At 63.4% G+C, this 23,708-nt stretch carries 27 protein-coding genes and 2 pseudogenes; 16 read left to right on the top strand and 13 right to left on the bottom strand.

Features of this window, described 5'->3' with window-relative positions:
* Window positions 1-2: 2 nt before the first annotated feature.
* Both ku and NKI24_RS19080 read right to left on the bottom strand, forming a co-directional pair.
* Complete coding sequence (gene ku, locus NKI24_RS19085; protein WP_352451862.1) at window positions 3-854, bottom strand: non-homologous end joining protein Ku; 852 nt, start codon at window positions 852-854, stop codon at window positions 3-5.
* A gap of 137 nt (window positions 855-991) precedes the next feature.
* On the bottom strand, window positions 992-1,498 hold the full coding sequence (locus NKI24_RS19080) for a YciE/YciF ferroxidase family protein (protein WP_352451918.1): 507 nt from the start codon (window positions 1,496-1,498) through the stop codon (window positions 992-994).
* Window positions 1,499-1,905: 407 nt separating this feature from the next.
* Between NKI24_RS19080 and NKI24_RS19075 the strand changes: the two genes are divergently transcribed.
* The 5 genes and pseudogenes from NKI24_RS19075 to NKI24_RS19055 all read left to right on the top strand — a co-directional run.
* Window positions 1,906-2,052 carry a hypothetical protein gene (locus NKI24_RS19075; RefSeq protein WP_023678994.1) on the top strand — a complete coding sequence of 49 codons (147 nt, stop codon included), beginning with the start codon at window positions 1,906-1,908 and terminating at the stop codon, window positions 2,050-2,052.
* Between the two features lie 257 nt (window positions 2,053-2,309).
* Window positions 2,310-2,690, top strand: coding sequence for a thiol-disulfide oxidoreductase DCC family protein (locus tag NKI24_RS19070; protein WP_245274773.1), 381 nt, complete (start codon window positions 2,310-2,312; stop codon window positions 2,688-2,690).
* Between the two features lie 49 nt (window positions 2,691-2,739).
* Window positions 2,740-3,495 carry a saccharopine dehydrogenase NADP-binding domain-containing protein gene (locus NKI24_RS19065; protein WP_352747383.1) on the top strand — a complete coding sequence of 252 codons (756 nt, stop codon included), beginning with the start codon at window positions 2,740-2,742 and terminating at the stop codon, window positions 3,493-3,495.
* Window positions 3,453-4,301 (top strand): DUF4166 domain-containing protein, encoded by an 849-nt coding sequence (locus tag NKI24_RS19060; RefSeq protein ID WP_352747381.1) that lies wholly within the window; start codon window positions 3,453-3,455, stop codon window positions 4,299-4,301. Before NKI24_RS19065 ends, NKI24_RS19060 begins: the two co-directional genes overlap by 43 nt.
* Window positions 4,265-4,342: pseudogene (locus tag NKI24_RS19055) on the top strand (hypothetical protein); the annotation flags it as partial. The gene NKI24_RS19060 and the pseudogene NKI24_RS19055, both read left to right, overlap by 37 nt.
* A 20-nt stretch (window positions 4,343-4,362) precedes the next feature.
* On the opposite strand, the gene NKI24_RS19050 reads toward NKI24_RS19055, so the two are convergent.
* From NKI24_RS19050 to NKI24_RS19040, 3 genes are all read right to left on the bottom strand, one after another.
* On the bottom strand, window positions 4,363-4,746 hold the full coding sequence (locus NKI24_RS19050; protein ID WP_352451865.1) for a DUF1850 domain-containing protein: 384 nt from the start codon (window positions 4,744-4,746) through the stop codon (window positions 4,363-4,365).
* Window positions 4,743-6,839, bottom strand: coding sequence for a TRAP transporter permease (locus NKI24_RS19045; protein WP_352451866.1), 2,097 nt, complete (start codon window positions 6,837-6,839; stop codon window positions 4,743-4,745). Before NKI24_RS19045 ends, NKI24_RS19050 begins: the two co-directional genes overlap by 4 nt.
* A gap of 161 nt (window positions 6,840-7,000) precedes the next feature.
* Window positions 7,001-7,960: a TAXI family TRAP transporter solute-binding subunit gene (locus tag NKI24_RS19040; protein WP_023678990.1), complete on the bottom strand. Its 960-nt coding sequence runs from the start codon at window positions 7,958-7,960 to the stop codon at window positions 7,001-7,003.
* A 259-nt stretch (window positions 7,961-8,219) separates the two neighbouring features.
* Here NKI24_RS19040 and NKI24_RS19035 point away from each other — a divergent pair, with 259 nt between their 5' ends.
* Window positions 8,220-8,588, top strand: coding sequence for a YciI family protein (locus NKI24_RS19035; protein WP_023678989.1), 369 nt, complete (start codon window positions 8,220-8,222; stop codon window positions 8,586-8,588).
* 7 nt (window positions 8,589-8,595) lie between these two features.
* Window positions 8,596-9,852: an RNA polymerase sigma factor gene (locus NKI24_RS19030; RefSeq protein ID WP_352747432.1), complete on the top strand. Its 1,257-nt coding sequence runs from the start codon at window positions 8,596-8,598 to the stop codon at window positions 9,850-9,852.
* Between the two features lie 15 nt (window positions 9,853-9,867).
* On the opposite strand, the gene NKI24_RS19025 is transcribed toward NKI24_RS19030, so the two are convergent.
* The 6 genes from NKI24_RS19025 to hrcA form a co-directional block, all read right to left on the bottom strand.
* Window positions 9,868-10,491: a glutathione S-transferase family protein gene (locus NKI24_RS19025; protein ID WP_352747377.1), complete on the bottom strand. Its 624-nt coding sequence runs from the start codon at window positions 10,489-10,491 to the stop codon at window positions 9,868-9,870.
* A 134-nt stretch (window positions 10,492-10,625) separates the two neighbouring features.
* The gene (gene cysK / locus NKI24_RS19020) at window positions 10,626-11,606 is read right to left on the bottom strand and encodes a cysteine synthase A (protein WP_352747375.1); all 981 of its coding nucleotides are present in this window, start codon (window positions 11,604-11,606) and stop codon (window positions 10,626-10,628) included.
* A gap of 165 nt (window positions 11,607-11,771) precedes the next feature.
* Window positions 11,772-12,389: a LysE family translocator gene (locus NKI24_RS19015; RefSeq protein ID WP_352614746.1), complete on the bottom strand. Its 618-nt coding sequence runs from the start codon at window positions 12,387-12,389 to the stop codon at window positions 11,772-11,774.
* An 87-nt stretch (window positions 12,390-12,476) separates the two neighbouring features.
* Window positions 12,477-13,832: a PQQ-dependent sugar dehydrogenase gene (locus NKI24_RS19010; RefSeq protein ID WP_352747371.1), complete on the bottom strand. Its 1,356-nt coding sequence runs from the start codon at window positions 13,830-13,832 to the stop codon at window positions 12,477-12,479.
* A 100-nt stretch (window positions 13,833-13,932) separates the two neighbouring features.
* The gene (locus NKI24_RS19005) at window positions 13,933-14,130 is read right to left on the bottom strand and encodes a hypothetical protein (protein WP_023678983.1); all 198 of its coding nucleotides are present in this window, start codon (window positions 14,128-14,130) and stop codon (window positions 13,933-13,935) included.
* 36 nt (window positions 14,131-14,166) lie between these two features.
* A complete protein-coding gene (hrcA, locus tag NKI24_RS19000) occupies window positions 14,167-15,279 on the bottom strand; it encodes a heat-inducible transcriptional repressor HrcA (protein WP_502893799.1) in 1,113 nt (370 codons plus the stop codon).
* A 146-nt stretch (window positions 15,280-15,425) separates the two neighbouring features.
* Here hrcA and rph point away from each other — a divergent pair, with 146 nt between their 5' ends.
* The 5 genes and pseudogenes from rph to NKI24_RS18975 all read left to right on the top strand — a co-directional run bounded on the left by rph (window position 15,426) and on the right by NKI24_RS18975 (window position 18,727).
* On the top strand, window positions 15,426-16,142 hold the full coding sequence (gene rph, locus NKI24_RS18995; RefSeq protein WP_023678981.1) for a ribonuclease PH: 717 nt from the start codon (window positions 15,426-15,428) through the stop codon (window positions 16,140-16,142).
* A 32-nt stretch (window positions 16,143-16,174) separates the two neighbouring features.
* The gene (locus NKI24_RS18990) at window positions 16,175-16,585 is read left to right on the top strand and encodes a VOC family protein (RefSeq protein WP_023678980.1); all 411 of its coding nucleotides are present in this window, start codon (window positions 16,175-16,177) and stop codon (window positions 16,583-16,585) included.
* Window positions 16,585-17,247 (top strand): RdgB/HAM1 family non-canonical purine NTP pyrophosphatase, encoded by a 663-nt coding sequence (gene rdgB, locus NKI24_RS18985; protein ID WP_352683697.1) that lies wholly within the window; start codon window positions 16,585-16,587, stop codon window positions 17,245-17,247. Before NKI24_RS18990 ends, rdgB begins: the two co-directional genes overlap by 1 nt.
* Window positions 17,244-18,407: a radical SAM family heme chaperone HemW gene (gene hemW / locus NKI24_RS18980; RefSeq protein WP_352683698.1), complete on the top strand. Its 1,164-nt coding sequence runs from the start codon at window positions 17,244-17,246 to the stop codon at window positions 18,405-18,407. The genes rdgB and hemW overlap by 4 nt, the downstream gene beginning before the upstream one ends.
* A gap of 4 nt (window positions 18,408-18,411) precedes the next feature.
* Window positions 18,412-18,727 (top strand): annotated as a pseudogene (locus tag NKI24_RS18975) (low molecular weight protein tyrosine phosphatase family protein).
* A gap of 263 nt (window positions 18,728-18,990) precedes the next feature.
* Here NKI24_RS18975 and NKI24_RS18970 read toward each other — a convergent pair.
* Window positions 18,991-19,176 carry a hypothetical protein gene (locus tag NKI24_RS18970; protein WP_352747366.1) on the bottom strand — a complete coding sequence of 62 codons (186 nt, stop codon included), beginning with the start codon at window positions 19,174-19,176 and terminating at the stop codon, window positions 18,991-18,993.
* Window positions 19,177-19,351: 175 nt separating this feature from the next.
* On the opposite strand from NKI24_RS18970, the gene rsmI reads away from it, so the two are divergent.
* The 4 genes from rsmI to NKI24_RS18950 all read left to right on the top strand — a co-directional run bounded on the left by rsmI (window position 19,352) and on the right by NKI24_RS18950 (window position 22,129).
* Entirely contained in the window at window positions 19,352-20,278 is a 927-nt protein-coding gene (gene rsmI, locus NKI24_RS18965) for a 16S rRNA (cytidine(1402)-2'-O)-methyltransferase (RefSeq protein WP_352747363.1), read from the top strand.
* Window positions 20,271-20,648, top strand: coding sequence for a YraN family protein (locus tag NKI24_RS18960; protein WP_352683706.1), 378 nt, complete (start codon window positions 20,271-20,273; stop codon window positions 20,646-20,648). Before rsmI ends, NKI24_RS18960 begins: the two co-directional genes overlap by 8 nt.
* Before the next feature lie 204 nt (window positions 20,649-20,852).
* Window positions 20,853-21,809, top strand: coding sequence for a complex I NDUFA9 subunit family protein (locus NKI24_RS18955; protein ID WP_352747359.1), 957 nt, complete (start codon window positions 20,853-20,855; stop codon window positions 21,807-21,809).
* 83 nt (window positions 21,810-21,892) lie between these two features.
* Window positions 21,893-22,129 carry a metallothionein gene (locus tag NKI24_RS18950; RefSeq protein WP_352747356.1) on the top strand — a complete coding sequence of 79 codons (237 nt, stop codon included), beginning with the start codon at window positions 21,893-21,895 and terminating at the stop codon, window positions 22,127-22,129.
* A 307-nt stretch (window positions 22,130-22,436) separates the two neighbouring features.
* Here the strand turns inward: NKI24_RS18950 and NKI24_RS18945 are convergent, their stop codons facing one another.
* Window positions 22,437-23,687 (bottom strand): flavin-containing monooxygenase, encoded by a 1,251-nt coding sequence (locus NKI24_RS18945; protein ID WP_352747353.1) that lies wholly within the window; start codon window positions 23,685-23,687, stop codon window positions 22,437-22,439.
* Window positions 23,688-23,708 lie beyond the last annotated feature (21 nt).

Raw genomic sequence — 23,708 nt, 5'->3', positions numbered from 1 at the left:
TCCTAAGCAGATTTGCGCCGGGCGGCTTTGGACTTGGCGCCTTTTGCCGGGCGTCCGGTCTTTGCCGGCGCACCGGCTTCCGACGAAAGGCTCTTCTTCAGCGCATCGAAGAGGTTGACGACGTTGGAGGGCCGTGGTTCCGCCTTGGTCTTCGGTGCCTTCTTGCCGGCCTTCTTGGCGCGGACCAGCTCCATCAGGGCGCTTTCGTATTTGTCCTCGAATTCGGAAGGATCGAACTTCGCCTGTTTCTCATCGACGATGTGTTCGGCCAGCCTGATCATCTCGGCGTCGGTCTTCACCGGCTTGATGTCGCCGAACACCATCTCGGGCCTGCGAACCGTATCGCCATAGCGCAGGGTCGTCAGCAGCAGACCCTTGCCCAACGGCTCGATGACCACCGGACGTTCGCGGCGATAGAGCACAATGCGGGCTAGCCCCGCCGTCTTCTTGGCGGCCATGGCGTCGCGGATGACGGCGAAGGCCTCTTCCGAGACCTCGTCCGCAGGCGTCACATAATAGGGCGCATCGAGATAGATCTGCTGGATCGAGGATTTTTCGATGAAACCATCGAGGCTCATCGTATGCGAGGATTCGATCTGCACGGCTTCGATCTCCTCCTCCTCGATTTGGACGAAGTCGCCGTCGCCGATCTCGTAGCCCTTGATCTCGTCGCCTTCATCGAGCGGCTTGCCGCTTGCCGAATCGACATAGACGCGCTTGACGGTATTGCCGGTCTTGCGGTTGAGCACGCGGAACGAGACTTTCTCGGCCTGGGTGACGACATTGGTCAGTTCGACGGCGCAAGTGACCAGCGAAAGCTTGAGATACCCTCTCCAGGCGGGTCGCGGCGCCATGACAAACTCCCTGCGCGACAATGTTCAACCGATAACGGCGTTTCAACCGAGAACGGCCAAAGTCCGTTCCGGTTCCGGCGGCGCAAAAGGCAAGTCCGAGCTTTCAACCCAGCCTTGCCTTGTTCTCGCTCGCTGCCCTACTCGGCGGCTTGCAGGTTGACCTTGCTTTCCGCTATTTCGGTAAGCTTGCGGTCGGTTGCCTGCTCCTCCTTGAGGTTGTTGGCCAACACATTGGCGCAGTCGCTGCGGCCCAGTTGCTTGGCCCAAGCAATCAGGGTGCCGTAACGGGTCATCTCATAATGCTCGACCGCCTGGGCGGAGGCGATCAGCGCAGCGTCGAGGACCTCCTTGTCGGCGATGTCGCCGCTGACGTCGTCGGCTTCTTCGAGAATGCCGTCGATGGCCGGGCAGTCGACCTGCTTGGCCTTCACGCCGTGCAGTTCGAACACCTGCTCGACACGCTGGATATGACCCTTGGTCTGAGCGAGATGTTTCTCAAAGCCGGCTTTCAGCTGCGCATCACTCGCCTTGTCGATCATCTTCGGCAGCGATTTCTCGATCTGTTTTTCAGCGTAATAGATGTCGCGCAGCGTGTGCACGAAGAGGTCGTCGAGGGTTTTGATATCCTTCGAAAAGAAACCCATGGCCTTTGCCTTTCCATTGCTCTTGCAGTTTCGGATTTTTTTGGCTGCGGCCCACCCGAGCACCACAGCCTGCGGCGCCGGTTCGTCCCGGCACTGGGAATCAACGTGCGGCTGACGGGCCGGTTCCTGGTTTTCCGGCCGCGTGCACGGAAATTTCGCGGTCCGGCAAAACCTGAAACAAAACCGCGCCTCTGCGACATTCAGGCGAAACATATGTGATGCAAAAGTCACACTGGACGAAATGCCGCCGGACTGCATGGAAACACCGCGAATCAGCCGCATTCCAGCCATGAACAAAGGCATTTTCGACCAGAGATTAACATCGCGTTCACCGACTATTCACGCCTGGACGCTATGATCCCCGCAATTCGGAAGGGACATCCGAAACGGGACAGGGACCGAGTAAAATGAGCTTCTGGAATCAAATCGCCGGCTATGCCGCCGCCATCCGCGAATTCGTCGCGCCGACCTATCGGCCTGAGCGCTATTATATGCGCGGCCCAGGCCCCGCCTGCGCGCGCCGTGGCAACACGCTTGGGATCAGCGTGCGCTGATGATGAGCATGGAGAGCCGTCACGACAGCCGAATCTGCCGGCCCGACGCCGACAATCGGTCAACGACCTATCGCGCCGAGCGGCCTGCGCTGACCGACAGACGGCGTGCGACAACGCCAAGCCTCTAGCATTCCGGGCTTTGATCCAGCCGCCGGCAGGCCTAGTGTCGCCTGACACCAGCTGCCGGGCGTCACGTGATCGTCAAGCCGAACCATTCTCCTGAGCCGCCAGAATTCGAATCAAGTCGCCCGTTGATCGTGTTCGACGGTATTTGCGTGTTGTGCTCGGGCTTTGTGCGCATGGTGGTGAAGCTCGACCGCAAGGGCCGCTTCCATTTCGTAACGGCGCAGTCGCCCTTCGGCGAGATGCTGTTCAAGAAATACGGGCTGCGGACGGATCGCTACGAGACCAATCTCGTCATCGTCGATGGCGCGGCTTTCACCCGCCTGGACAGTTTCGTTGCCGTCATGGCCGAACTCGGCTGGCCGTGGCGGGCGGCGCGGATCCTGCTGCTGTTGCCGCGCCCGCTTCGCGACTGGCTCTACGACCGTATCGCAAAGAACCGCTACGCCCTGTTCGGCAAGAAGGACAATTGCGAAATCCCTTCCGCCGAGGTGAGGGCAAGATTGATCGGTTAGGTTCGTTGCCGTGGCCGGGAGCGGGCGGGGCATTTTGGGGGAACTGCGGATGAAGGTTCTTGTCGTCGGCGGCTACGGCACCTTTGGCGGTCGCACCGTCGAGCTTTTGGAGGGCGAGCCGCATCTGATCCTCTTTGTCGCCGGGCGCTCGCTCGCCAAGGCTGACGCGTATTGCAAGAAGCGCGCCCCGACAGCAGCCCAGCTGGTGCCGGCACTGTTCGACCGTGACGGCGATCTCGCCGCGCAACTCGCTGCATTTGAGCCTGATATTGTAGTCGACGCGAGCGGTCCGTTCCAGGCCTATGGCGAGGGACGCTATCGCCTGATCGAGGCCTGCATCGCCCGGCGCATCAACTATCTCGATCTAGCCGACGGCTCGGATTTCGTCGCCGGTGTCTCTGCGTTCGACGAGGCGGCGCGAAACGCCGGCGTCTTCGTGCTGTCCGGCGTCTCGAGCTTTCCGGTGCTGACGGCGGCGGTGGTGCGTCGCCTGTCTTCGGACCTGACGCGGGTCGACGGCATTCGCGGCGGCATCGCGCCTTCGCCCTTTGCCGGCGTCGGCGGGAACGTCATCCGGGCTATCGGCCGGTGCGGCTTGTTCGCAATGGCCGTCCCGAACAAGGCCGTCCGTTTACCGGGCAGCTGCGCTACACTATCGCGCCGCCGGGCCGGCTGCCGCTTCGAAACACGCTGTTTTCTCTGGTCGACGTTCCGGACCTGCGCGCCTTGGCCGCGCTTTGGCCGGAGGCGAGGACCATCTGGATGGGCGCCGGGCCGGTTCCCGAAATGCTGCACCGCGCCCTGATCGGCCTCGCCTGGCTGGTGCGCACCGGATTGATCGGTTCGCTTTCGCCGCTGGCGCTGCTGATGCATCAGGCAACGAACCGGCTGCGCTGGGGCGAGCATCGCGGCGGCATGTTCGTCGAGGTGGAGGGATCGGGCCGGGCGGGCGCCATCGTCAAGCGCTCGTGGCATCTCTTGGCCGAGGGCAATGACGGGCCGCTGATCCCGTCGATGGCGGTCGAAGCACTGGCCCGCAAAGCGCTGGCCGGACATCAGCCCGCGCCGGGCGCACGGGCGGGGGTGCGCGATTTGGAGCTCCGGGATTATGAAGCCCTGTTCGCCGGGCGGACAATCTACACCGGCTTCAGGAACGGGGCGGCGGACGAGGACAAGCCGCTTTATGCCGAGCTGCTCGGTGCCGCCTGGCAAGGCCTTCCCGAGGCAATTAGGTCAATGCATGACCGTACGATCACGGCCGCAGGCCGCGCGCGCGTCGAACGCGGGCGCAATGTTCTTGGCCGGCTAATGGCCTGGACGGTCGGCTTCCCCGGGGCAAGCGAGGACATCCCGGTTCATGTCCGCTTCGACACCGACAAGGACGGCGAGACCTGGACCCGGACATTCGGCAAGCACAGTTTTTCGAGCCTACAGTCCGCAGGCCGGGGTCGATCGCAGCGCTTGCTGTGCGAACGCTTCGGCCCGCTGACCTTCGCGATGGCGCTGGTTGCCGATGACGGCCGGCTGGCGCTGGTCTTGCGCCGCTGGAGTTTTTTTGGCCTGCCGCTTCCGATGTGGCTCGGTCCACGCTCGACTTCCTACGAATCGTGAAGGATGGCCGCTTCCGCTTCCATGTCGAGATCTCGCATCCGCTTGCCGGCATGATCGCCCGCTACCGCGGCTGGCTGGAGCCCTCCGGCCCGCACGGCTCCAGCGAGATCGTGCCGCCTGCCAGCTTGGCCAGTTCGCGACAGTCCTGCGCCGTGCACAGCGTCCAGCCCTGACCCGTGGCGCCCGAGGCGGCGAGCGCGAGGCGCCGCTGTGGCCCGACCTTGGGCGCATAGACCCACCAGCCGTTTCTCAGCACCGAGCCTTGCGGCGGCTCCATCCCGGCGCCCGATCCCTTGATGCGGGCCTCGACCAGCTGCAGGCCGGACGGCAGCACCTTCCAGTCTTCCTGCCACTGGGTCTTCTCCACCGAATGCACCCAGGAGAGCGTGAAGGCAGCGACCGCGAGCGTCACCGTCTTGCCGGCCGCGACGATGCAGAGGCTCATGCTGAATTAGCCAGCGAAGCCTGCCGCGCGCGCCAGCAGTGCCAGCCGATCCAGGCTAGGGACAGCGCCCAGCCCGCCTCGTCGGTGAGCGGCAGCGCCGCAACCAGCAGCACGCCGGCGGCGAAGGCGACGAGGCGTTCCCACCAGGCCATGCGCCGGTCGAGAAATCCGACCGCCGCGGCGCCCCACAGGACGATACCCATGCAGGCTTTGATGACGATATAGGCGACCTCGACGGGATAGCCGAACTGGGCGGCGATCGGGCCGGGGTCCTGCAGCATCAGCGCCGGGGTATAGACCGCCATGAACGGCACAACGAAGCCAGCAATGGCAAGCTTGGTGGCCTGGATGCCGATCTTGAGGCCGCTTTCCTTGGCCATGGGTGCGGCGGCGAAGGCGGCCAGCGCCACAGGCGGGGTGAGATCGGCCATGATGCCGAAATAGAAGACGAACATATGGCTGACCACCAACGGCACGCCGAGCGACAGCAGCGCTGGCCCGGCCAGCGACGAAGTGATGATGTAGTTGGGAATGGTCGGTATGCCCATGCCGAGCACCAGGCAGGTGAGCATGGTCAAAAGCAGCGACAGGAACAGATTGTTCTCGCCGATCGAGATGATCCAGCCGATGAAGGTCGAGGCGATGCCGGTAAGCGTCAACGTGCCGATGACGATGCCGACAATGGCGCAGGCAATGCCGACCGGCAGCGCGTTCTTTGCTCCTTCGGCAAGGGAATCCACGCATATGCGCAGCGTCTCGCGCCCGCCCTTGAAGGTGAGGCAGGCGGCGACCAGCACGGCGATGACTAGGCTGAGGATGTTGACGCCGAATTTCATGAAGGAAGCCGCGGCAAGCCCGAGCGCCAGCCAGAAGACGATGCGGAAGGCGAGCGGCCCGATCGATGCTGCCAGCGGCGTGCCGAGGATAAGCACAATGGTCAACGCCAGGCCCATGGTGCCGGCGAACACCGGTGTGTAGCCGGCAAACAGCAGGTAGATCAGTGCTGCGAGAGGCAGTACCAGCGGCCAATGTTGTCTCACCGCATCCCACGGATTGGGCAGGTCAGCCTTGGCCATGCCGTGCAGGCCGGCCTTGCCGGCTTCCAGGTGCACCTGCCAGAAACAGGCGCCGAAATAGAGCAGCGCCGGAATGATCGCCGCCTTGACCACCGCGGCATAGGGGATGTTCAGGGTCTCGGCCATGATAAAGGCAACCGCTCCCATCACCGGCGGCATGATCTGGCCGCCCATCGACGAGGTCGCCTCGACGGCGCCGGCGAAGGCCGAGCGGAAACCGAAGCGCTTCATCAGCGGGATGGTGAACTGGCCGCTGGCCACCACATTGGCGACGCCGGAGCCGGAAATGGTGCCCATCAGCGCCGAGGACAGCACGCAGACTTGCGCCGGGCCGCCGCGCCATGAGCCGACCAGGCCAAGCGCAAAATCGTTGAACAGCGCGATCATGCCGGCGCGCTCAAGAAAGGCGGCGAAAACGACGAAGATGAAGATGTAGGCGGCCGAGACATAGATCGGCGTGCCGTAGATGCCTTCGGTGCCATAGGCGAAGGTGTCGACGAGCTGGGCGAAATCATAACCGCGATGGATGAACGGCGGCGGCAGATGATTGCCGGCAAATGCGTAGGCGAGAAAGATAAAGGCAATGACGGCAAGCGGCAGCCCCATTAACCGCCGCGCCGCCTCGAAGACCAGCACGACCAGCACCGCGCCGACGATCAGGTCAGGCGTGGTGAGAAAGCCGGAGCGGCGGATGAGGTCGGCATAGAACACCCAATTGTACAGACCGGTGGCGAAACCAAGCAGGCCGAGCGTCCAGAACACTGCTTTCGCCGGGACGCTTTTGGCGCGCAGATTGGCGATTAGGGCAAAGCCGAGCAGCAGCAGGAAGCCGACATGCATGGCGCGTATGACCTGGCTCGGCAGGCTGCCATAGGCGGCGATGTAGATTTGGAAGATGGAGAAGGCGATGGCGATAAAAAAAGCCGCCTTGCCGGCGATGCCTTCGCCGAAGCCAGGCGGCAATCCTTCGACAGGAGCTTCCGCTGTGGGGGAAAGAACGGTCGGGATTACGGTCATTAGCGGGGTTCCTGGCGGGGCGGTCCCCTCCTCGAGGGGAGGGTGCCGAGCGAAGCGAGGCGGGTGGGGTCGGTGCGGCAGTGCGCGGCCTCAACCGACCCTACCCGTCCATTCGCCTTCGGCAGCTGTTCACCTTCTCCTCAAGGGGGAGGGATGGCTCCTTACTTCACCAATCCCTTTTCCTTGTAATACCTCTCGGCGCCTGGATGCAGCGGCACCGGCATGCCGTCGAGCGCCTTGGCCGGGTCGATCGCCTTGGCGGCGGCGTGGGCAGCGGTGAGCTGGTCGAGATGCTCGAACAGCAGTTTCGTCATCTGGTAGGCGGTCTCGTCGGAGACATCGGCGCTGGTGATCAGGAAATTGCCGACGGCGGCGGTCGCAACATCCTCGGTCTGGCCCTCGTAGGTGCCCTTGGGGATGACCACGGAAAGATAGGGCGAGCCGATCTTGGCGACGTCCTCCGCCGGCACGGCAACGATGTTTACCGGCACTGAGGTGGCGAGGTCACGGATCGACGCGACCCCAAGGCCAGCCGACTGCAGCGTGGCGTCGAGCTGGCGGTTCTTGATCAGCTCCACCGATTCGGCGAAGGGCAGATATTCGATCCGCCCGAGGTCTTCGTATTTCAGCCCGGCAGCGGCAAATATCGTGCGGGCGTTGAGCTCGGTGCCTGAGGCCGGCGCGCCGACCGAAAGGCTCTTGCCCTTGAGATCGGCGAGCGTCTTGATGCCGGATTCCTTGCTGGCGACGATCTGGATGTAATTGGGATAGATGGCGGCAATGCCGCGCAGCTTGTCGAGCTTGCCTGGGAAGCCTGCTTCGGTGTTGCCTTCGGCGGCCAGCTTGACGGAATCGCCGAGCGCAAAGGCGATCTCGCCCTTGCCCTGCTGCAGCAGGTTGAGGTTTTCGACCGACGCTTTCGTCGCCTGCACCTGGGTGCGCGCGCCTTCGATGCCCTTGCCGTAGATTTCCGACAGCGCGACGCCGAGCGGATAGTAGACGCCGGACGTGCCGCCAGTCAGCACGTTGATGAATTCCTGCGCCTTGACCGATACCGCGCCAAGGCCAAGCGACAGCGCCAGCACACCGGCCGCAATAAATTTCGTCCTGAAATTGAGCATGCGATTTCCTCCCTGAAAATTCGTCGCCGTGCCCTCCTCGGCGGCATGAAGCGAAGCGAGTGTAGACAGCGGGCGGGAAATGCCAACCTGCAATAGCAGCAAATTAGACGAACGGCTAAGCAGTGCCGCAACACGTTGGCGCTTGCGCGAGGTCGCATCGCGGCAGAAAGATTTTTCCAGCGCTTGTCGAAATCCGGCAGGGCCGGGCGACATACGTCCGGCTCGCAACGATGCGGCCTTCGAGAAACGGGAGAAGACCATGCGATACATGCTTTTGATCTATGGAAACGAAGCGGGGATGGCAGCCGCGCCAGCAGATGCGGTGACACAGATGTCGAGCGCGTACGTCGCCTACACCGAAGCGCTGAAGAAATCCGGCGCCTGGCTTGGCGGTGACCGGTTGAAGCCGACGCAATCCGCTACTTCGGTACGGATGGCCAATGGCAAGACCAACGTGCTCGACGGCCCCTATGCTGACACCAAGGAGCAGCTTGCCGGCTTCTATATGATCGAAGCGGAGGACGTCGACGCCGCCATTGCCTGGGCGGCGCGCTGCCCGGGCGCCAGCACCGGCACGGTAGAGGTGCGGCCGATCTGGGAAATGACGGAGTACTTATCTGAGAAATGACCATGTGATAGACGGTCGCCCGGAGATGGCGCGGGCGGCGGCGGAAGCGGCCGCCCGGCAAAGCTACGGCAAACTGGTCGCCTATCTCGCCGCGCGCACGCGCGACGTGGCCGGTGCCGAGGACGCCTTGGCCGATGCCTTTGCAGCGGCGCTCGAGCGTTGGCCACAGGCGGGCGTGCCCGACAAGCCGGAAGCCTGGCTGCTGGCGGTGGCGCGCAGGCGCCGCGTCGACGCAATCCGGCGGCGCCTGACCAGCGAGGCGGGCCGCGACCACCTCAGGCTGATCGCCGAGGAGATGGAGGCACGCATAGCCGACGAAGACCTGCCGGACGAGCGGCTCAGGCTGATGTTTGCCTGCGCCCATCCGGCTATCGAGGCCGGCGTACGAGCGCCGCTGATCCTGCAGACCGTCCTTGGCTTCGACGCAGCGACCATCGCCTCGGCTTTTCTTGTCTCGCCAGCCACGATGAGCCAGCGCCTGGTGCGCGCCAAGACCCGCATCCGCGAGACCGGCATTCCGTTCCGCGTCCCGGAGAGGGCCGAACTCGGCGAGCGGCTGGGCACCGTTCTGGAAGCGATCTACGCGGCGTTTGCCGAAGGCTGGTCCGACCCGGCCGGCACCGAAACGCTGCGCCGTAATCTCGCGACCGAAGGCATCTGGCTCGGCCGTCTGATCGCCTCGCTGATGCCGGATGAGCCGGAAGCACTCGGCCTGCTGGCGCTGATGCTGTTCGCCGAGGCGCGGCGTGCAGCCCGGCGCAATGCGGCGGGTGACTATGTGCCGCTGGCCGAGCAGGATCTTGCATTGTGGGACGACACCCTGATCGATGAAGCGGAGGCGCTGCTCGGGCGCGCGGCCGCCGAGGGTGTTGTCGGCCGCTACCAGCTCGAGGCCGCCGTGCAATCCGCCCATACGACACGGCGGCTGACCGGTTGCACCGACTGGGTCGCGATCAAGGAGCTCTACGACGCGCTGTCGGTGATTGCCGGCTCGCCGGTGGTGTCGATCAACCGTGCGGTGGCGATTGCCGAGGCCGAAGGTGCTTCAGCAGGATTGGGCGCGCTTGATCAACTCAGCTGCGACAAGCGGCTGTATGACTATCAACCTTACTGGGCCGCCCGCGCGGGCCTGCTGGCCAGACTCGGCAAAGTTCCGCAAGCGAGCGAGGCCTATGACCGGGCTATCGGCCTCGAACGCGATCCGGCCGTGCGCCGGTTCCTGCAGGAACGACGGGCATGGCTCGGCCACGCGGAAAGACACTGAGACAAGGCGGAGTGCTTAGGCCGGCCACATGTCGTGGGAAGCATTCAGCCTCTTTATCACCCGATGTTCCCGCAAATTGGCCCACAGGCGTTCGATATTCGGCCAAGCGGTTGGAACCTTCGCGACCTCCGGATGCCAGGCCACCAACATGACGAGATAGACGTCGGCCAGCGAGAGCCGGTCGCCGGCCAGCCAGTCATGGCCTGCGAGGGCGGCATCGAGAATGGCGAAGCTGCGATCCATTTCCGAGACCGCCGCCTGTTTGACAGCGTCCACGCCGCGGGGATCGGTCGTGTAGCGATGAGCGTAGAAGAACCGCAGGTCAGCCGAATAGATGACGGAGGACATGAAAAACATCCAGCGCAGGAAGTCGGCACGGTCAGCCGAACTTGCTGCGGGCGCCAGTCCTGCTTCCGGGTGGCGCTCGGCCAGCAGGATGCAGATCGCCGCCGATTCGGTCATCGAGCGTCCGTCCGGCAAGACCAGGACCGGTACCTGGTTCAAGGGGCTGATATCTAAAAAGGCCTGGTTGGGTCGGCCTTTTGGAACATCGATCTGGTCGAAAGGCACACCCGCCAAAGCGAGCGCCGCCTCGATGACAAAGCCGCCGGTATTGGCACGCGTATAGAGCTTGTACATGAACTCCTCCACCTGCCGGGCAGCGACGATTTGATACGGAAGGGACCCGCCGCTCCAGCGAACGATGTCGCTACAGGTATTTTCAGCGGCCCGCCGGAGGGCAGCGCGAAGGGATCGCTACTCGTGTCCAGACCCTAAGTCCCCAACCCCTCGAACAGGATCGTCGAGAGATAGCGCTCGGCGAAGGAGGGGATGACGACGACGAGGTTCTTGCCCTTGTTCTCGGGCCGCGAGCCGACGACGATCGCTGCTTGCAGGGCGGCACCCGACGAGATGCCGACCGGCACACCTTCGAGCCGAGCGACGAGCCGTGCATTGGCAACCGAATCCTCGTTCGAGACCTTGACGATCTCGTCGTAGATCGTCGTATCGAGGATTTTTGGCGCGAAGCCGGCGCCAATGCCCTGGATCTTGTGCGGGCCTGGCTGACCGCCCGACAGCACCGGCGAGGCTTCCGGTTCGACCGCGACGACATGCACCGAGGGCTTGCGCTTCTTCAGCACCTGGCCGACGCCGGTGATGGTGCCGCCGGTTCCGATGCCGGCAACGAAGATATCGACTTCCCCATGGGTGTCGTTCCAGATTTCCTCGGCCGTGGTGCGGCGATGGATTTCCGGATTGGCCGGGTTTTCGAATTGCTGCGGAATGACAGCGTCGGGCAGCGTTGCCGCCAGCTCGTCCGCCTTGGCGATGGCGCCCTTCATGCCTTTCGGCCCTTCGGTCAGCACCAGTTCGGCACCGAGCAGAGCCAGCATCTTGCGGCGTTCGACGGACATGGTTTCCGGCATGGTCAGGATCAGCTTGTAGCCCTTGGCAGCGGCGGCAAAGGCGAGTGCGATGCCGGTATTGCCCGAGGTCGGCTCGATGAGGGTGGTCTTGCCGGGCGTAATCCTGCCCGAAGCCTCCAATGCCTCGATCATCGACACGCCGATGCGGTCCTTGACCGAGGCGATCGGGTTGAAGAATTCGAGCTTGGCCAGCAGATTGGCGACGATACCCTTCTCCCTGGCGAATTTATCAAGCCGCACCAGCGGCGTGTCGCCGATCGTCTCGGTGATCGAATTGTAGATGCGGCCGCGGCCGGGCACGTGTGTGGGGGTGGCGGGCTTGTTCATTGATTTCCTCCCAGAGGTAAAGCGGCAAGAGTCGCGCGGGCATAGGATAGAGCCATCCACCGCGCAAGATAGGCTGTCGATCGAAAAATATCCGAGTGAAGTTCGTGCTGAGTACCCCCGCCTTTGCAAGGCGTGGCAATCCTTGGGCGGATTGGCGAAAGAGATCTATTGGCGGGCGGCAATTGCCGCCGCCGCGCCGACCATAAAGCCGGCGGCGGTGCGGTTGAGTGCCCTCAGCGCCCGCGGCGACTTCAGGAACCAGCGCGCCTTGGCCGCCAGCGCCAGATAGGGCACCAGCACGACGAGCAGGACGACGATGGTGAGCGCGACGAGGATGCCGTAATCGGCCAGCGTGATCGTCTTCAGATCGACGATGGTCGGGGTGATGGCAAGATAGAAGATCATCGTCTTCGGATTGCCGAGCGTGACGGCAAGGCCGGCTACAAAGCTGGATGCCAAGCCGCCCTTGCCTTTCTTCGCCTCCACCGTTTCGGGCGTGATGCCGCTCGTCCAGAAACGCCAGCCAAGAAAGGCGAGGTAGGCGACGCCCAGCCATTTGATGGCCAGGAAGACCATGCCGAAAGTCTGTGCGACGAAAGCCAGGCCGAGCACCACGGCAGTGAGATAGGTCAGGTCGCCGAGCATCAGCCCGAACGACATGGCCAGCGACGAGTGGAAGCCGGAACCCAGAGCACGCGCAACAAGCGCGGTGACGCCTGGGCCGGGGATGGCCGCGGCGATGCCGAGGGCAGCACTATAGGCGAGGAACCCGGTGAGTGTCATGATTGGCGCTTGTCGCACAATGTTGAAGTTGGGTGAATTCCCTCGGGCCGGATTCGATTGCGCCAGCGCAGCAGGCGACACCGCCGTTCAGGAGCGGCCGTCTTCGTAGGTAACGCGCCAGATGGTGCCGTTACCGTCCTCTGTGACGATCAGGGAGCCGTCCTTGGCCATCGCGACACCGACCGGGCGGCCCCAGACGGCGTCGTTCGAGATGACGAAGCCGGTCATGAAGTCCTCATATTCGCCTGTCGGCTTGCCATCCCTGAATTTGAGCCTCACCACCTTGTAACCGGTCCTGGCGCCACGGTTCCACGAACCATGCATGGCGACGAAGGCGTCACCCTGATAATCCGCCGGGAAGTTCTTGCCGTCGTAGAAGGCTATATTCATCGGCGCCGAATGCGCCTGCATCAATACATCGGGGACAGTGGCCTTGCCGGCGAGGTCTGGCCGCTCGCCCTGATGGCGCGGATCCTCGTTATTGCCGATGTAGTACCAAGGCCAACCATAGAATCCGCCGTCCTTGACCGCCGTTGCAAATTCGAACGGCACATTGTCGCCGAGTTCGTCGCGCTCATTGACGACGCACCACAATGCGCCGGTGGCGGGCTGCACGGTCATGCCCGTACAGTTGCGCAGGCCAGTGGCGACAGTTCGGGGATTTTTCCCATCCGGGTCAAAGGCGAGCACATCGGCACGGCCGTCCTCGGAGCCCCAGGCCGCCCCGAGCGGCTTTGATTTGGCCCAGGCGTCGAGGCCGCTATCCGGCTCCTTGCCTATATCCTCGGCGACGTTCGAGGCGGAGCCAACCGACAAATAAAGCGTTTTGCCGTCCTGCGAGAAGGCGATGTCGCGGGTCGTGTGACCACCCGACGGGATTTGGGCGACAATGGTTTCTGGTTTGCCGGATGTCTTCAGGTCGCCATCGCGATAGGGGAAGCGGACGATGCTGTCGCTGTTCGCGACATAAACCCATTGCGGTTTGTCTCCTGGCGGATAGAAGGCGATGCCGTAGGGATAATTGAGCCCCTTGGCGAAGATCGCTTTCTCGATGGGCCTGGCGCTGCCCTCGGCGAGACGATAGACGCGTATTTGGTCGGCATGGCTGTTGGCAACAAACAGGTCGCCATTCGGAGCGACGCGCACGACACGTGGATTGACGATGCCGGATGCGATCATTTCAGCCGAAAAGCCCGACGGCAATTCTGGCTTGGCGCTTTCGGGCCGTTCCGCCACGCCGGCGCCGTTCGAAGCGGATTGGGCGGGGTCGGCTGCCGGCATGTCTCGCGGCCCAATCAGGCGTCGGACGCCAGGCCTGTCGGCGTGCCAATCGCCAAACGCGGCTTCGCCTTTGAGCACATTCTGGTCCGCCTGCTGGGCGGCTGCCGGTGTCGCAACAAGGAGGGCAGCGGCCAAGGCCGCAAAGCCGCCAGATCGGATCATCAACGTCCTCCGGGATTCGCCTCGAACAGGGGCAAACGGCATCAGGTATTGATCGTTCCAAGCGGCCGTCCAGCACACGAGGATTTGAAGCCGAACCCGTTCAGTTGCCAGAGGCGTAAAAGTCGTCGTCGAGGCGCTTTTCCAGCGCGACCAGATCGGCCGGCAGCGGTAAACCCATCGCCCGCATCTCTTGCAGCTTCTCGCGCAACTGCTCTTGTACCTCGTGCTGATCCTCTGGCTGGTTGATCATTTCTTCGAGCAGCAGACTGATCTGGGCCTTGAACGATTCCAGCGCCATTCTTTTCTCCTCCTTGCGGCAGGCCCGCGGCGGCTCCTAGCTCAGCATGCGCGAAATCAGCTGCGCCGTATAGTCGACCATCGGTACTATGCGCGCATAATTCAGCCGCGTCGGCCCGATGACGCCGAGCGCACCGACGACACGCGCGTCCTTGTCGCGATAGGGTGCCACCACCAGCGAGGAGCCAGACAGCGAAAACAGCTTGTTTTCCGAACCGATGAATATGCGCACGCCTGGGCCTGCCTCGGCGAGGTCGAGAAGCTGGATCAGCCCATCCTGCGTCTCCAGATCCTCAAACAGATGCCGCAGCAATTCTATGTCGGCCTGGGCAGTGACGTTTTCCAGGAGATTGGCGCGACCGCGCACGATAAGCCGCCCAGGCACGCCGCTTTCAGCGCCTGCCCAGACCGCCAGGCCCTTCTCGACCAGATCCTGCGACAGCGTGTCGAGGGCCGCCCTGGTCTCTTCCTTGATGCGGGCGATCTCGACCCGCGCCTCGGCCAGGGTGCGACCGCGGATATGGGCGTTGAGGAAGTTAGAGGCTTCGTGCAATTGCGAGATGGTGATGCCGGCGGGCAGATCGATGACGCGATTTTCGACGTCGCCGTTCTGCGAGACCAGCACGGCCAGCGCCTTGGTCGGCTCGAGCTGGATGAATTCGATGTGCTTAAGCGCCGCCTCATTCTTGGCGGCGAGCACGAGGCCGGCGCCGCGCGACATGCCGGACAGCATCTGGCTGGCCTCGGTCAGCATATGCTCCAGCGTCGCGCCCGAGCCGGAGGCGCGCACCTGGGCCTCGATGGTGCGGCGCTCCTCGTCGGAGAGGTCACCAAGTTCCATGAAAGCATCGACGAAGAAGCGCAGGCCTGCCTGAGTCGGCAGCCGGCCAGCCGAAATGTGCGGCGCATAGATCAGGCCGAGATGCTCAAGGTCGCTCATCACGTTGCGGATGGTGGCCGGCGACAGCGACGACGGCAGGATGCGCGACAGGCTGCGCGAACCGACCGGCTCGCCATCCCTCAAATAGGAATCGACGATGCGCCGGAAGATGTCGCGCGAACGCATGTCGAGCGATTGAAGCGCGGGCGATTGCAGCGCGTGCGACGGGAGCACGTGCGACTGCAAACCGGGATCGACTGCCTTTGTCATTTCGAGCCAAAAACCTCCGCCCCGAAGATATAGACTTCCGCGGTGTCGGCGCAACCGGTCCATTTTCCTTTGCGCCTCACGCCCCGTGCGGCTACAAGCCGGCCAAGATTCCCCGGCCAAGATTCCGAAGAAAGAAAGAAGCCTGAATGCGCCCTTCCAAACGCCAATTCGACGAAATGCGCCCCATCTCCTTCGAGCGCGGCGTCTCCAAGCATGCGGAAGGCTCGTGCCTGGTGAAGTTCGGCGACACGCATGTGCTGTGTACGGCCAGCCTGGAGGAAAAGGTGCCGGGCTGGATGCGCAACTCCGGCAAGGGCTGGGTGACGGCGGAATACGGCATGCTGCCGCGTTCGACCGGCGAGCGCATGCGCCGCGAGGCTTCGGCCGGCAAACAAGGCGGCCGCACGCTGGAAATCCAGCGGCTGATCGGCCGCTCCCTGCGCGCCGTGGTCGATCTGCAGGCGCTCGGCGAGCAGCAGATCACCGTCGACTGCGACGTGATCCAGGCCGACGGCGGCACGCGCACCGCTTCGATCACCGGCGGCTGGGTGGCGCTCTACGACTGCCTGCGCTGGATGGAAACCCGCCAGATGGCGAGCCTGGGCAAGGTGCTGAAGGATCACGTTGCGGCGATCTCCTGCGGCATCCATGATGGCCAGCCGGTCATCGACCTCGACTATATCGAGGATTCCTCGGCCGGCACCGACGCCAATTTCGTCATGACCGGCAAGGGCGGCATCGTCGAGATCCAAGGCACGGCCGAGGGCGAGCCGTTCTCGGAAGAGCAGTTCGCGGCGCTGATGGGGCTCGCCAAGAAAGGTATTCAGCGCCTGGTCAGCTTGCAGCAAATGGCGGTGGCTTAGCTGCGGTCAATATTGATGAGATTGGCGATCCTGTGACTCCTTCTGCAATCCTGGAATCAGCACTCTACGTGACGGACCTTGCTGCCGCGGAACGGTTCTATTCGGGCGTGCTCGGGCTCGATCTGCTCGGCAAGGTCGATGGCAGGCATCTCTTCTTCCGCTGCGGCGACAGCGTGCTGCTTATGTTCAATGCCGAGGCGACCAAAGTGCCGCCGCCGGCCGACGCCAAGCTCAAAGTACCGCCGCATGGCGCGGTCGGCCAGGGCCATCTTTGCTTCGCCGCAAGCGCGGATGAAATCCCACGCTGGAAAGCGCATCTTGAGGCGAAGAAAATCGCCATCGAAAGCGAGTTCGAATGGCCGCAGGGCGGCCGCTCGATCTATATTCGCGACCCGTCGGGCAATTCGATCGAATTCGCCGAGCCAAGAATCTGGGGCATCTGATGCATTCGCCAACTGTTCATTCGCTTGACGGGCACAAGATCGTCGTCGCCAGCCATAACGCCGGTAAATTGCGGGAATTCGCCGATCTGATGGCGCCATTCGGCATAGAAGCGAAGTCTGCAAAGGAATACGGCTTGCCGGAGCCGGACGAGACCGGCACCACTTTCGAGCAGAACGCCCTCATAAAAGCCTTGGCCGCCGCCAAGGCCACTGGATTGCCGGCGCTGTCGGACGATTCCGGCCTGTGTGTCGATGCGCTCGACGGCGCACCCGGCGTCTACACCGCCAACTGGGCCGAGACGCCGGACGGCTCCCGCGACTTCGGCATGGCCATGCAGCGCACGGAAGTGGCCTTGCAAGAAGTTGGCGCGATCACGCCTGCCCAGCGCAAGGGCCGCTTTGTCGCGGTCATCTGCCTGGCCTTCCCCGATGGCCAGGCGGAATATTTTCGCGGTGAGGTCGAGGGCACGCTGGTATGGCCGCCGCGCGGCGAGCTCGGCTTCGGCTACGATCCGGTGTTCTTGCCCGATGGGTTCGAAAAGACCTTCGGCGAGATGAGCGCGGAGGAAAAGCATGGCTGGAAGCCCGGCCAGCCAACCGCATTGTCGCACCGTGCCCGCGCCTTCCAGAAATTCGCGCAAGCCCGATTGGCCGGCGCATGACCATGCTGCTCGACCGCAGCCCCGGTTTCGGCGTCTATGTCCACTGGCCATTCTGCGCGGCCAAATGCCCCTATTGCGACTTCAACAGCCATGTCCGCCACCAGCCGGTCGACCAGGAGCGTTTTGCCCGCGCCTTCGAGACCGAGCTGGCGACGATGCGCGGCCGCACTGGGCCGCGCGAGGTGACCAGTATCTTTCTTGGCGGCGGCACGCCATCGCTGATGAAACCGCAGACCGTGGCGGCGGTGCTGGATGCAGTGGCGAAGAACTGGACGGTGCCTGATGGCATCGAGGTGACGCTGGAGGCCAATCCCTCCTCCGTTGAGGCCGAGCGCTTTCGCGGCTATCGCGCGGCCGGCGTCAACCGGGTATCGCTTGGCGTGCAGGCGCTGCACGACAAGGATCTGCGCTTCCTCGGCCGTTTGCACAATGTCGATGAGGCACTGCATGCGATCGGCCTGGCGCGCGAGATATTCCCACGGCTGTCGTTCGACCTGATCTACGCGCGGCCCGGTCAGACGCCGGAAGCGTGGCAGGCGGAGCTCGAGCAGGCGATCGGCCACGCCGCAGACCATCTGTCGCTCTATCAACTGACCATCGAGGAAGGCACGCCGTTCCATGCACTGCATGCGGCAAGGAAATTCATCATTCCAGACAATGAGCTTGCCGCCGATCTCTACGCGTTGACGCAGGAGATCACCACCGCGCGCGGACTGCCGGCCTACGAGATTTCCAACCACGCCAGGCCCGGCGCCGAAAGCCGGCACAATCTCACCTACTGGCGTTATGGCGAATATGTCGGCGTCGGTCCCGGCGCGCATGGCCGGTTCGTCGAAAATGGCCGCCGCGTGGTGACGATCGCCGAGAAAATGCCGGAGACCTGGGCCAATCTGGTCGAGGCCAAGGGCCATGGCATTACCGGCGGCGAGGTCCTGACGCGGTCGGAAGAGGCCGACGAGTTCCTGCTGATGGGGCTGAGGCTGGCGGAAGGCATCGACCTTTCCCGCTACGAGGCATTTTCAGGGCGCGGCCTGTCGACGGCACGGCTGTCGGTGCTGCAGGACGAAGGCCTGGTGGCGCCGATCGGCAATGCCCGCCTGCGCGCCACGCCGGCCGGCATGATCGTGCTCGATGCGGTCGTGGCGGATTTGGCCAGATAGCACGTTGAAGAACGTTCTCTTCGTCTGCAGCCAGAATCGCTTGCGCAGCCCGACGGCGGAGCAGGTGTTTTCCAAGCGGCGGGACATCGAGGTCGCTTCGGCCGGCACTAATCACGATGCCGACATTCCGTTGACGCATGAACTCGTCGCCTGGGCCGACATCATCTTCGTGATGGAAAAAACGCACCGCGCCAAACTGCAGCAGAAATTCAAGACAAGCCTGAAAAAGGCTCTGCCTCGATATTCCCGACGACTATGCATTCATGGACCCGGCTCTGGTGGGCCTGCTGGAGGCGCGTGTCTCGAAGTATCTGGGTTGAATGATACATCGCGGAGCATTCGCAACCGCGCTTCGAGAACTGTCTCGACCGATCGCTAAGGTTTGCGGGGTCAAGCCTCGTGCTTGTGGCGGTGTTTGGCGCGATCTTTTTCGCTGGTCTCTCCGGAACGGGCCGGCTTGATCTCGCTTTTGTCGCGTGAGGCGTGGTGCTGGTCGTCTGTGGAATGTGACGCTGCGCCATCGCGGGCGCTTTTTGTTTCGAGGCGGGTGATGAAAATGTCGAAGCGATTGGGCATCGTCCGGTCAGTGCTCCATCGTGCGGTCGGTTTCGTTTGCGGGCTTGCTCTCTGCCGATCGCTGGCGTGCAAGCGGCTTCTTGGCTCTGCCATCTGCGGCTTCGGCAGGCCGGCTCTTGTCGCATGGCGCGGCGAAGCGTTTGCGGCCGGCATAGTAGGGTTCGAAAACGTCCTGTATCGTCAGGCTGTTCATCCTGCTCCTCCCGAGATCAGGGGTAAAATTCGCCGGCAACGGTTTCGTTCCCTACTGTGGCAAAGGCATGGCGGCCGGTTCACGTCGGCATCCCTTTGGAACCAAGGCCTTTGCAACCCAGGCTTTTGCAACCAAGCGTGAGCCGTGCCAAACAGGGTCGAACGGAGTTGTGCAGGTGACCGGCGAATCGGCCAAACGCAGTTATGTGGTCGGGCAGACCGAAATCGCCGCCCGGCCGCTCGAGCCGGCGCTCTACCTGGTGGCGACGCCTATCGGCAATCTCGCCGACATCACGCTGCGCGCGCTGGAAACGCTCGCCGCCGCCGATATCGTCGCTTGCGAGGACACACGTGTCAGCCGCGTGCTGCTCGACCGCTACGGCATCCGCCGCCGCACCACCGCCTACCACGAGCACAATGCCGGCGAGGCCGGACCGAAGCTGATCGCGGCGCTGCTGGCCGGCCAAAGCGTAGCTCTGATCTCGGATGCCGGCACGCCGCTCATCTCCGACCCCGGCTACCGGCTGGTCGGTGAGGCGCTGGAACGCGGCATTCGTGTCGTGCCGATCCCCGGACCGTCGGCGCCACTTGCCGCTTTGACGGCATCTGGCCTGCCTTCGGACGCCTTTCTGTTTGCCGGCTTCCTGCCGGTGAAGACCGGGCAGCGGGTGACGCGGCTGGAAGCGCTGAAGGCGGTGCCGGCAACGCTGATCTTCTTCGAATCGCCGCGCCGGCTGGCCGAGACGCTCAGTGCCATGGTCGAGGTGCTGGGCGGTGCCCGCAAGGCGGCGATCGGCCGCGAGCTGACCAAGACTTTCGAGGAGATGCGGACCGGCACCCTGCAATCGCTCGCCAGCCATTATGCGGGAGCCGATACGCCCAAGGGTGAAATCGTCATCTGCGTCGGCCCGGCCGATGCGGTCGCTGATGAGCCAGAAGACATCGACCGGCTGCTGCTTTCGCTCGCCGCCGAGATGCCGGCCTCCAAGGCAGCGGCGGAAGCCGCCAAGATGACGGGTGGCCAGAAGCAGGCGCTCTATCGTCGGCTGCTCGACCTCAAGAATGCCGGAAGAGACGGGGCCGGCGGAGACGGCGATGGCTGAACGGCCGAGCGCCGGCCGGCAAAAGGCCTACCGGCGCGGCCATCACGGCGAATGGCTGGCGGCGGCGGCGCTGATGCTGAAAGGCTACCGGATTCTGGCCCGCCGCCACCGCACCAGGTTCGGCGAAATAGACCTGATCGCGCGGCGCGGCGATCTGGTGCTGATCGTCGAGGTCAAGGCGCGCCGCACGCTGATGGAGGCAATGGAAGCCGTCGGCCGTGAATCGGAGCGCCGCATCGAAGGCGCCGCCGATTTCTGGCTGTCGCGCCAATCCGACTACGGAAAATTATCGGTGCGCTTCGACATGGTGGCAGTACTGCCGTGGCGCTGGCCGGTGCATGTCGAGAATGTGTTTTACGGGCGAAACTAGGCCATTCTCGAAGTGGGGCCGTTTTGCTGCGCCTGCGGTTCAGATCATGGTTTGCCGATCTGTCAAGCATCCGCCCAGCGCTGACTGGAACAAAAGCGTTCCTGCGTTGTTCCTCAATCGTCCTGATGTTCGACGGGCTGGTTCAAATGCCGGCCAGGGCAGTCCTCGTGGCAGCTATGCGAGGACAAAGGGATGGCGAGGCAAATGGATTCCGACGATCTCAACCCGGAACGGATCGTCACCGTGTTCGGCGGAACTGGCTTTCTCGGGCGCAGGATCGTGAAGCGGCTCCTGGAAAGAGGTTTCACGGTGCGCGCCGCATCTCGCCATCCGGCTCGCGTGGCCCTGGTCTTTTCCTCGATTACAAGGATGCCCGAAGCAGTCGAGGCGGATATATTGGATGCGTCCTCGATCGGGTCGGCCATTACCGGATCACAGGCGGTCGTGAATGCTGTCAGTCTTTACGTCGAGCACGGCGTCCAGACCTTTGAACGCGTGCATGTGAAAGCCGCGGCCGATCTCGCTGCCGCGTCGCGCGACCGCGCGATCGACCAGTTCGTCCAGATTTCAGGGATCGGCTCCGATCCTCAATCGGTTTCGAATTACATAAGGGCGCGTGGGCGCGGAGAAGGTGCCGTGGAAAGCGCATTTCCCGGCGCTTTCATTGTGCGTCCCGCCGTCATGACGGGACCTGACGACGCTTTCCTCACGACCATTGTGAGGATGATACGCCTCCTGCCGGTCTATCCGCTGTTCGGCGATGGTGGCACACGGCTTCAGCCGGTCTATGTGGCAGACGTCGCAGAAGCAGTGAGCCGGCTGATCGACGGGCGAACCCAGGGTTCATCCATATTCGAATTCGGTGGCCCGCGTATCTATACCTATAAGGAACTGCTTCAGGAGATCGCCCGACAGCTCGATATGCACGTCAAGCTGATGCCGGTGCCGTTTGCGGTATGGAACGCCTTGGCTGGCGTCGCGGAACTCCTCCCGGCTGCCCCCATAACGCGCAACCAGATCGATCTTATGCGTCAGGACAATGTGGCAGCAATCGACGCGCCTGGCCTGAAGGAACTCGACATCGAGCCGCGGGATATTGACGAGGTGATCCGCGTGATCGAACAGCGCCGTGGCGTAGGCTCGCTCTCGTCTCCGGCTTAGGACGGCCCCCTGATCCTGGCGGGAACCTATCGCCGCGCGACAGGTTGGTCGAGCTTGAAGCCAGTGAAAGAAGGAAAAGAACTATGGCCAGATGCGATCAATGCGGGAATGACTACGACAAGGCTTTCAACGTGACGATGGCCGAGGAGACCTACACATTCGACAGCTTCGAATGCGCGGTCCAGAAACTTGCTCCGATATGTCCGCATTGCGGATGCCGGATCATCGGACATGGCGTCGAACAGGATGACATCATCTACTGCTGCGCACATTGCGCCGCGGAGGAAGGCGCGAGCGCGCTGACCGATCGTGCGCCTTGACGCACCTCCTTTGGCGTCTCCAGGTCGACCATTCCGAACGACTGCGCTGGCTCATCCCATATGGCCAGTGCTGTCAGCACGACGACGACCAGCCGAGGTCAAGGCCGCCGCACGCTGATGGAGGCAATGGATGCAGTCGGCCGCGAATCGGAGCCCCGTATCGAAGGTGCCCGCGATTTCTGGCTGTCGCACCAATGGACTACGGAAAATTGTCGGTGCGCTTCGACAAAAGGCAGCGTGCGTCGTCTTGATCGCGCCAGAGCTGTCATGTTCTTGCACGTTCAAGAACCCGCGTTCGACGGCTCGTTTAGACGCCGTTCCGTGGCAAGTCGGCTCCCGCTTGGACAAGTCGCTCCACGACGGCGGCCGCCTCCTCTGGAATGGCCGGTATGGTGCCCGACTTCCGCGTCGATCCGAAATCGAGGCCGGCGAAAAAGAGACCTGGAATAGCGCTGACGCCGTCCTCGTGGACGGGCTGGCCGGCTGCATCGAGCGCGCCGGGGAGCCGGACCCATGAGAAATCGCCGGTGAAGCCCGTGCACCAGATCACTGATCTGATGCCGCTTGCCGTCCAGTCGAGGGAGCGGATCGGAGGATCGGGCAAGCGCGGGTCAACCGTCTCGGCCGGATCATCCTCGGCCAGTGGCGCATCGAGGCCGGCGCGCTCAATGTACCCGTCGACCAGGCGCTTGGCATTCGCGGAGACTTCGTCGGCAAATCGCATATGGTCGTCGAGCTCGTCGCCGAAGACGAGGTTGCCGTTCTCCACACCCCTGAAGCGGCCGAGCAGCACCACGCCCTGCGCGCTCAGCGATTGCAGGCTGATCGTATGGGTCGCGCCGACCAGCGCGCGGGCCTGCAGCTTGCCGGAGGGGAGGACGAGTTCCTTGCGCGGAACGTCGAGAAAACCGGACAGCGTCAGCCATTTAAGTATGTTGCCCCCGCGGTAGCGCCGCACCCAACGGCCGTTGCGGCTGGTCGCCAAAAAGACCACACGTCCTGCCAACGCCAGATCCTCGGCGATCTGGCCGCCCGACTGGCCGCTGCCGACCACCAGCACCGCGCCACTCTCGAACTCGGCCGGGTTGCGATAAGCCGAGGAATCGACTTGGCCAATTGCGGTTGGCAAATCCGCCGACCCTGCTGGCCGGACCTGCCGATTCTGGTCGCCGGTGGCGATCACCACGTTGCGCGCCAGAAATGCCCGGTCCGTCGTGGTGATGCGAAAGATCCCGTCGTCTCTCGTCAGCTCTTGCACCGGAGTTTGGGTGCTTACCGGCAGGCGGTGCCGGTCGGCATAGCCTTCGAGATACGCGACAAATTCGTGGTGGCTTATCGCGCCCCACGGCTCGGGCCCCTCGTAGGAATCACCGGGTAAGATGGAGCGAATGGTCGGCGAATTCAGTCGAAACGAGTTCCACCGCTGCGTTCGCCACGTCTCGCCGATCCGGCCTCGATCGAGCACACGGTGGTCGCGGTCCTGCCGTTTCAAGAAGTAACTGACGCCGAGTCCCGCCGGACCGGCGCCAATAACGAGGGCGTCAAGAACTTCGCTCATGCATTCCCCCTGCCAACCATA

Source organism: Mesorhizobium sp. M0701, from assembly GCF_040320365.1.
Classification (GTDB): Bacteria; Pseudomonadota; Alphaproteobacteria; order Rhizobiales; family Rhizobiaceae; genus Mesorhizobium.
The sequence above is the reverse complement of the archived record's forward strand: the minus strand, read 5'-3'. Positions and strand labels throughout refer to the sequence as shown.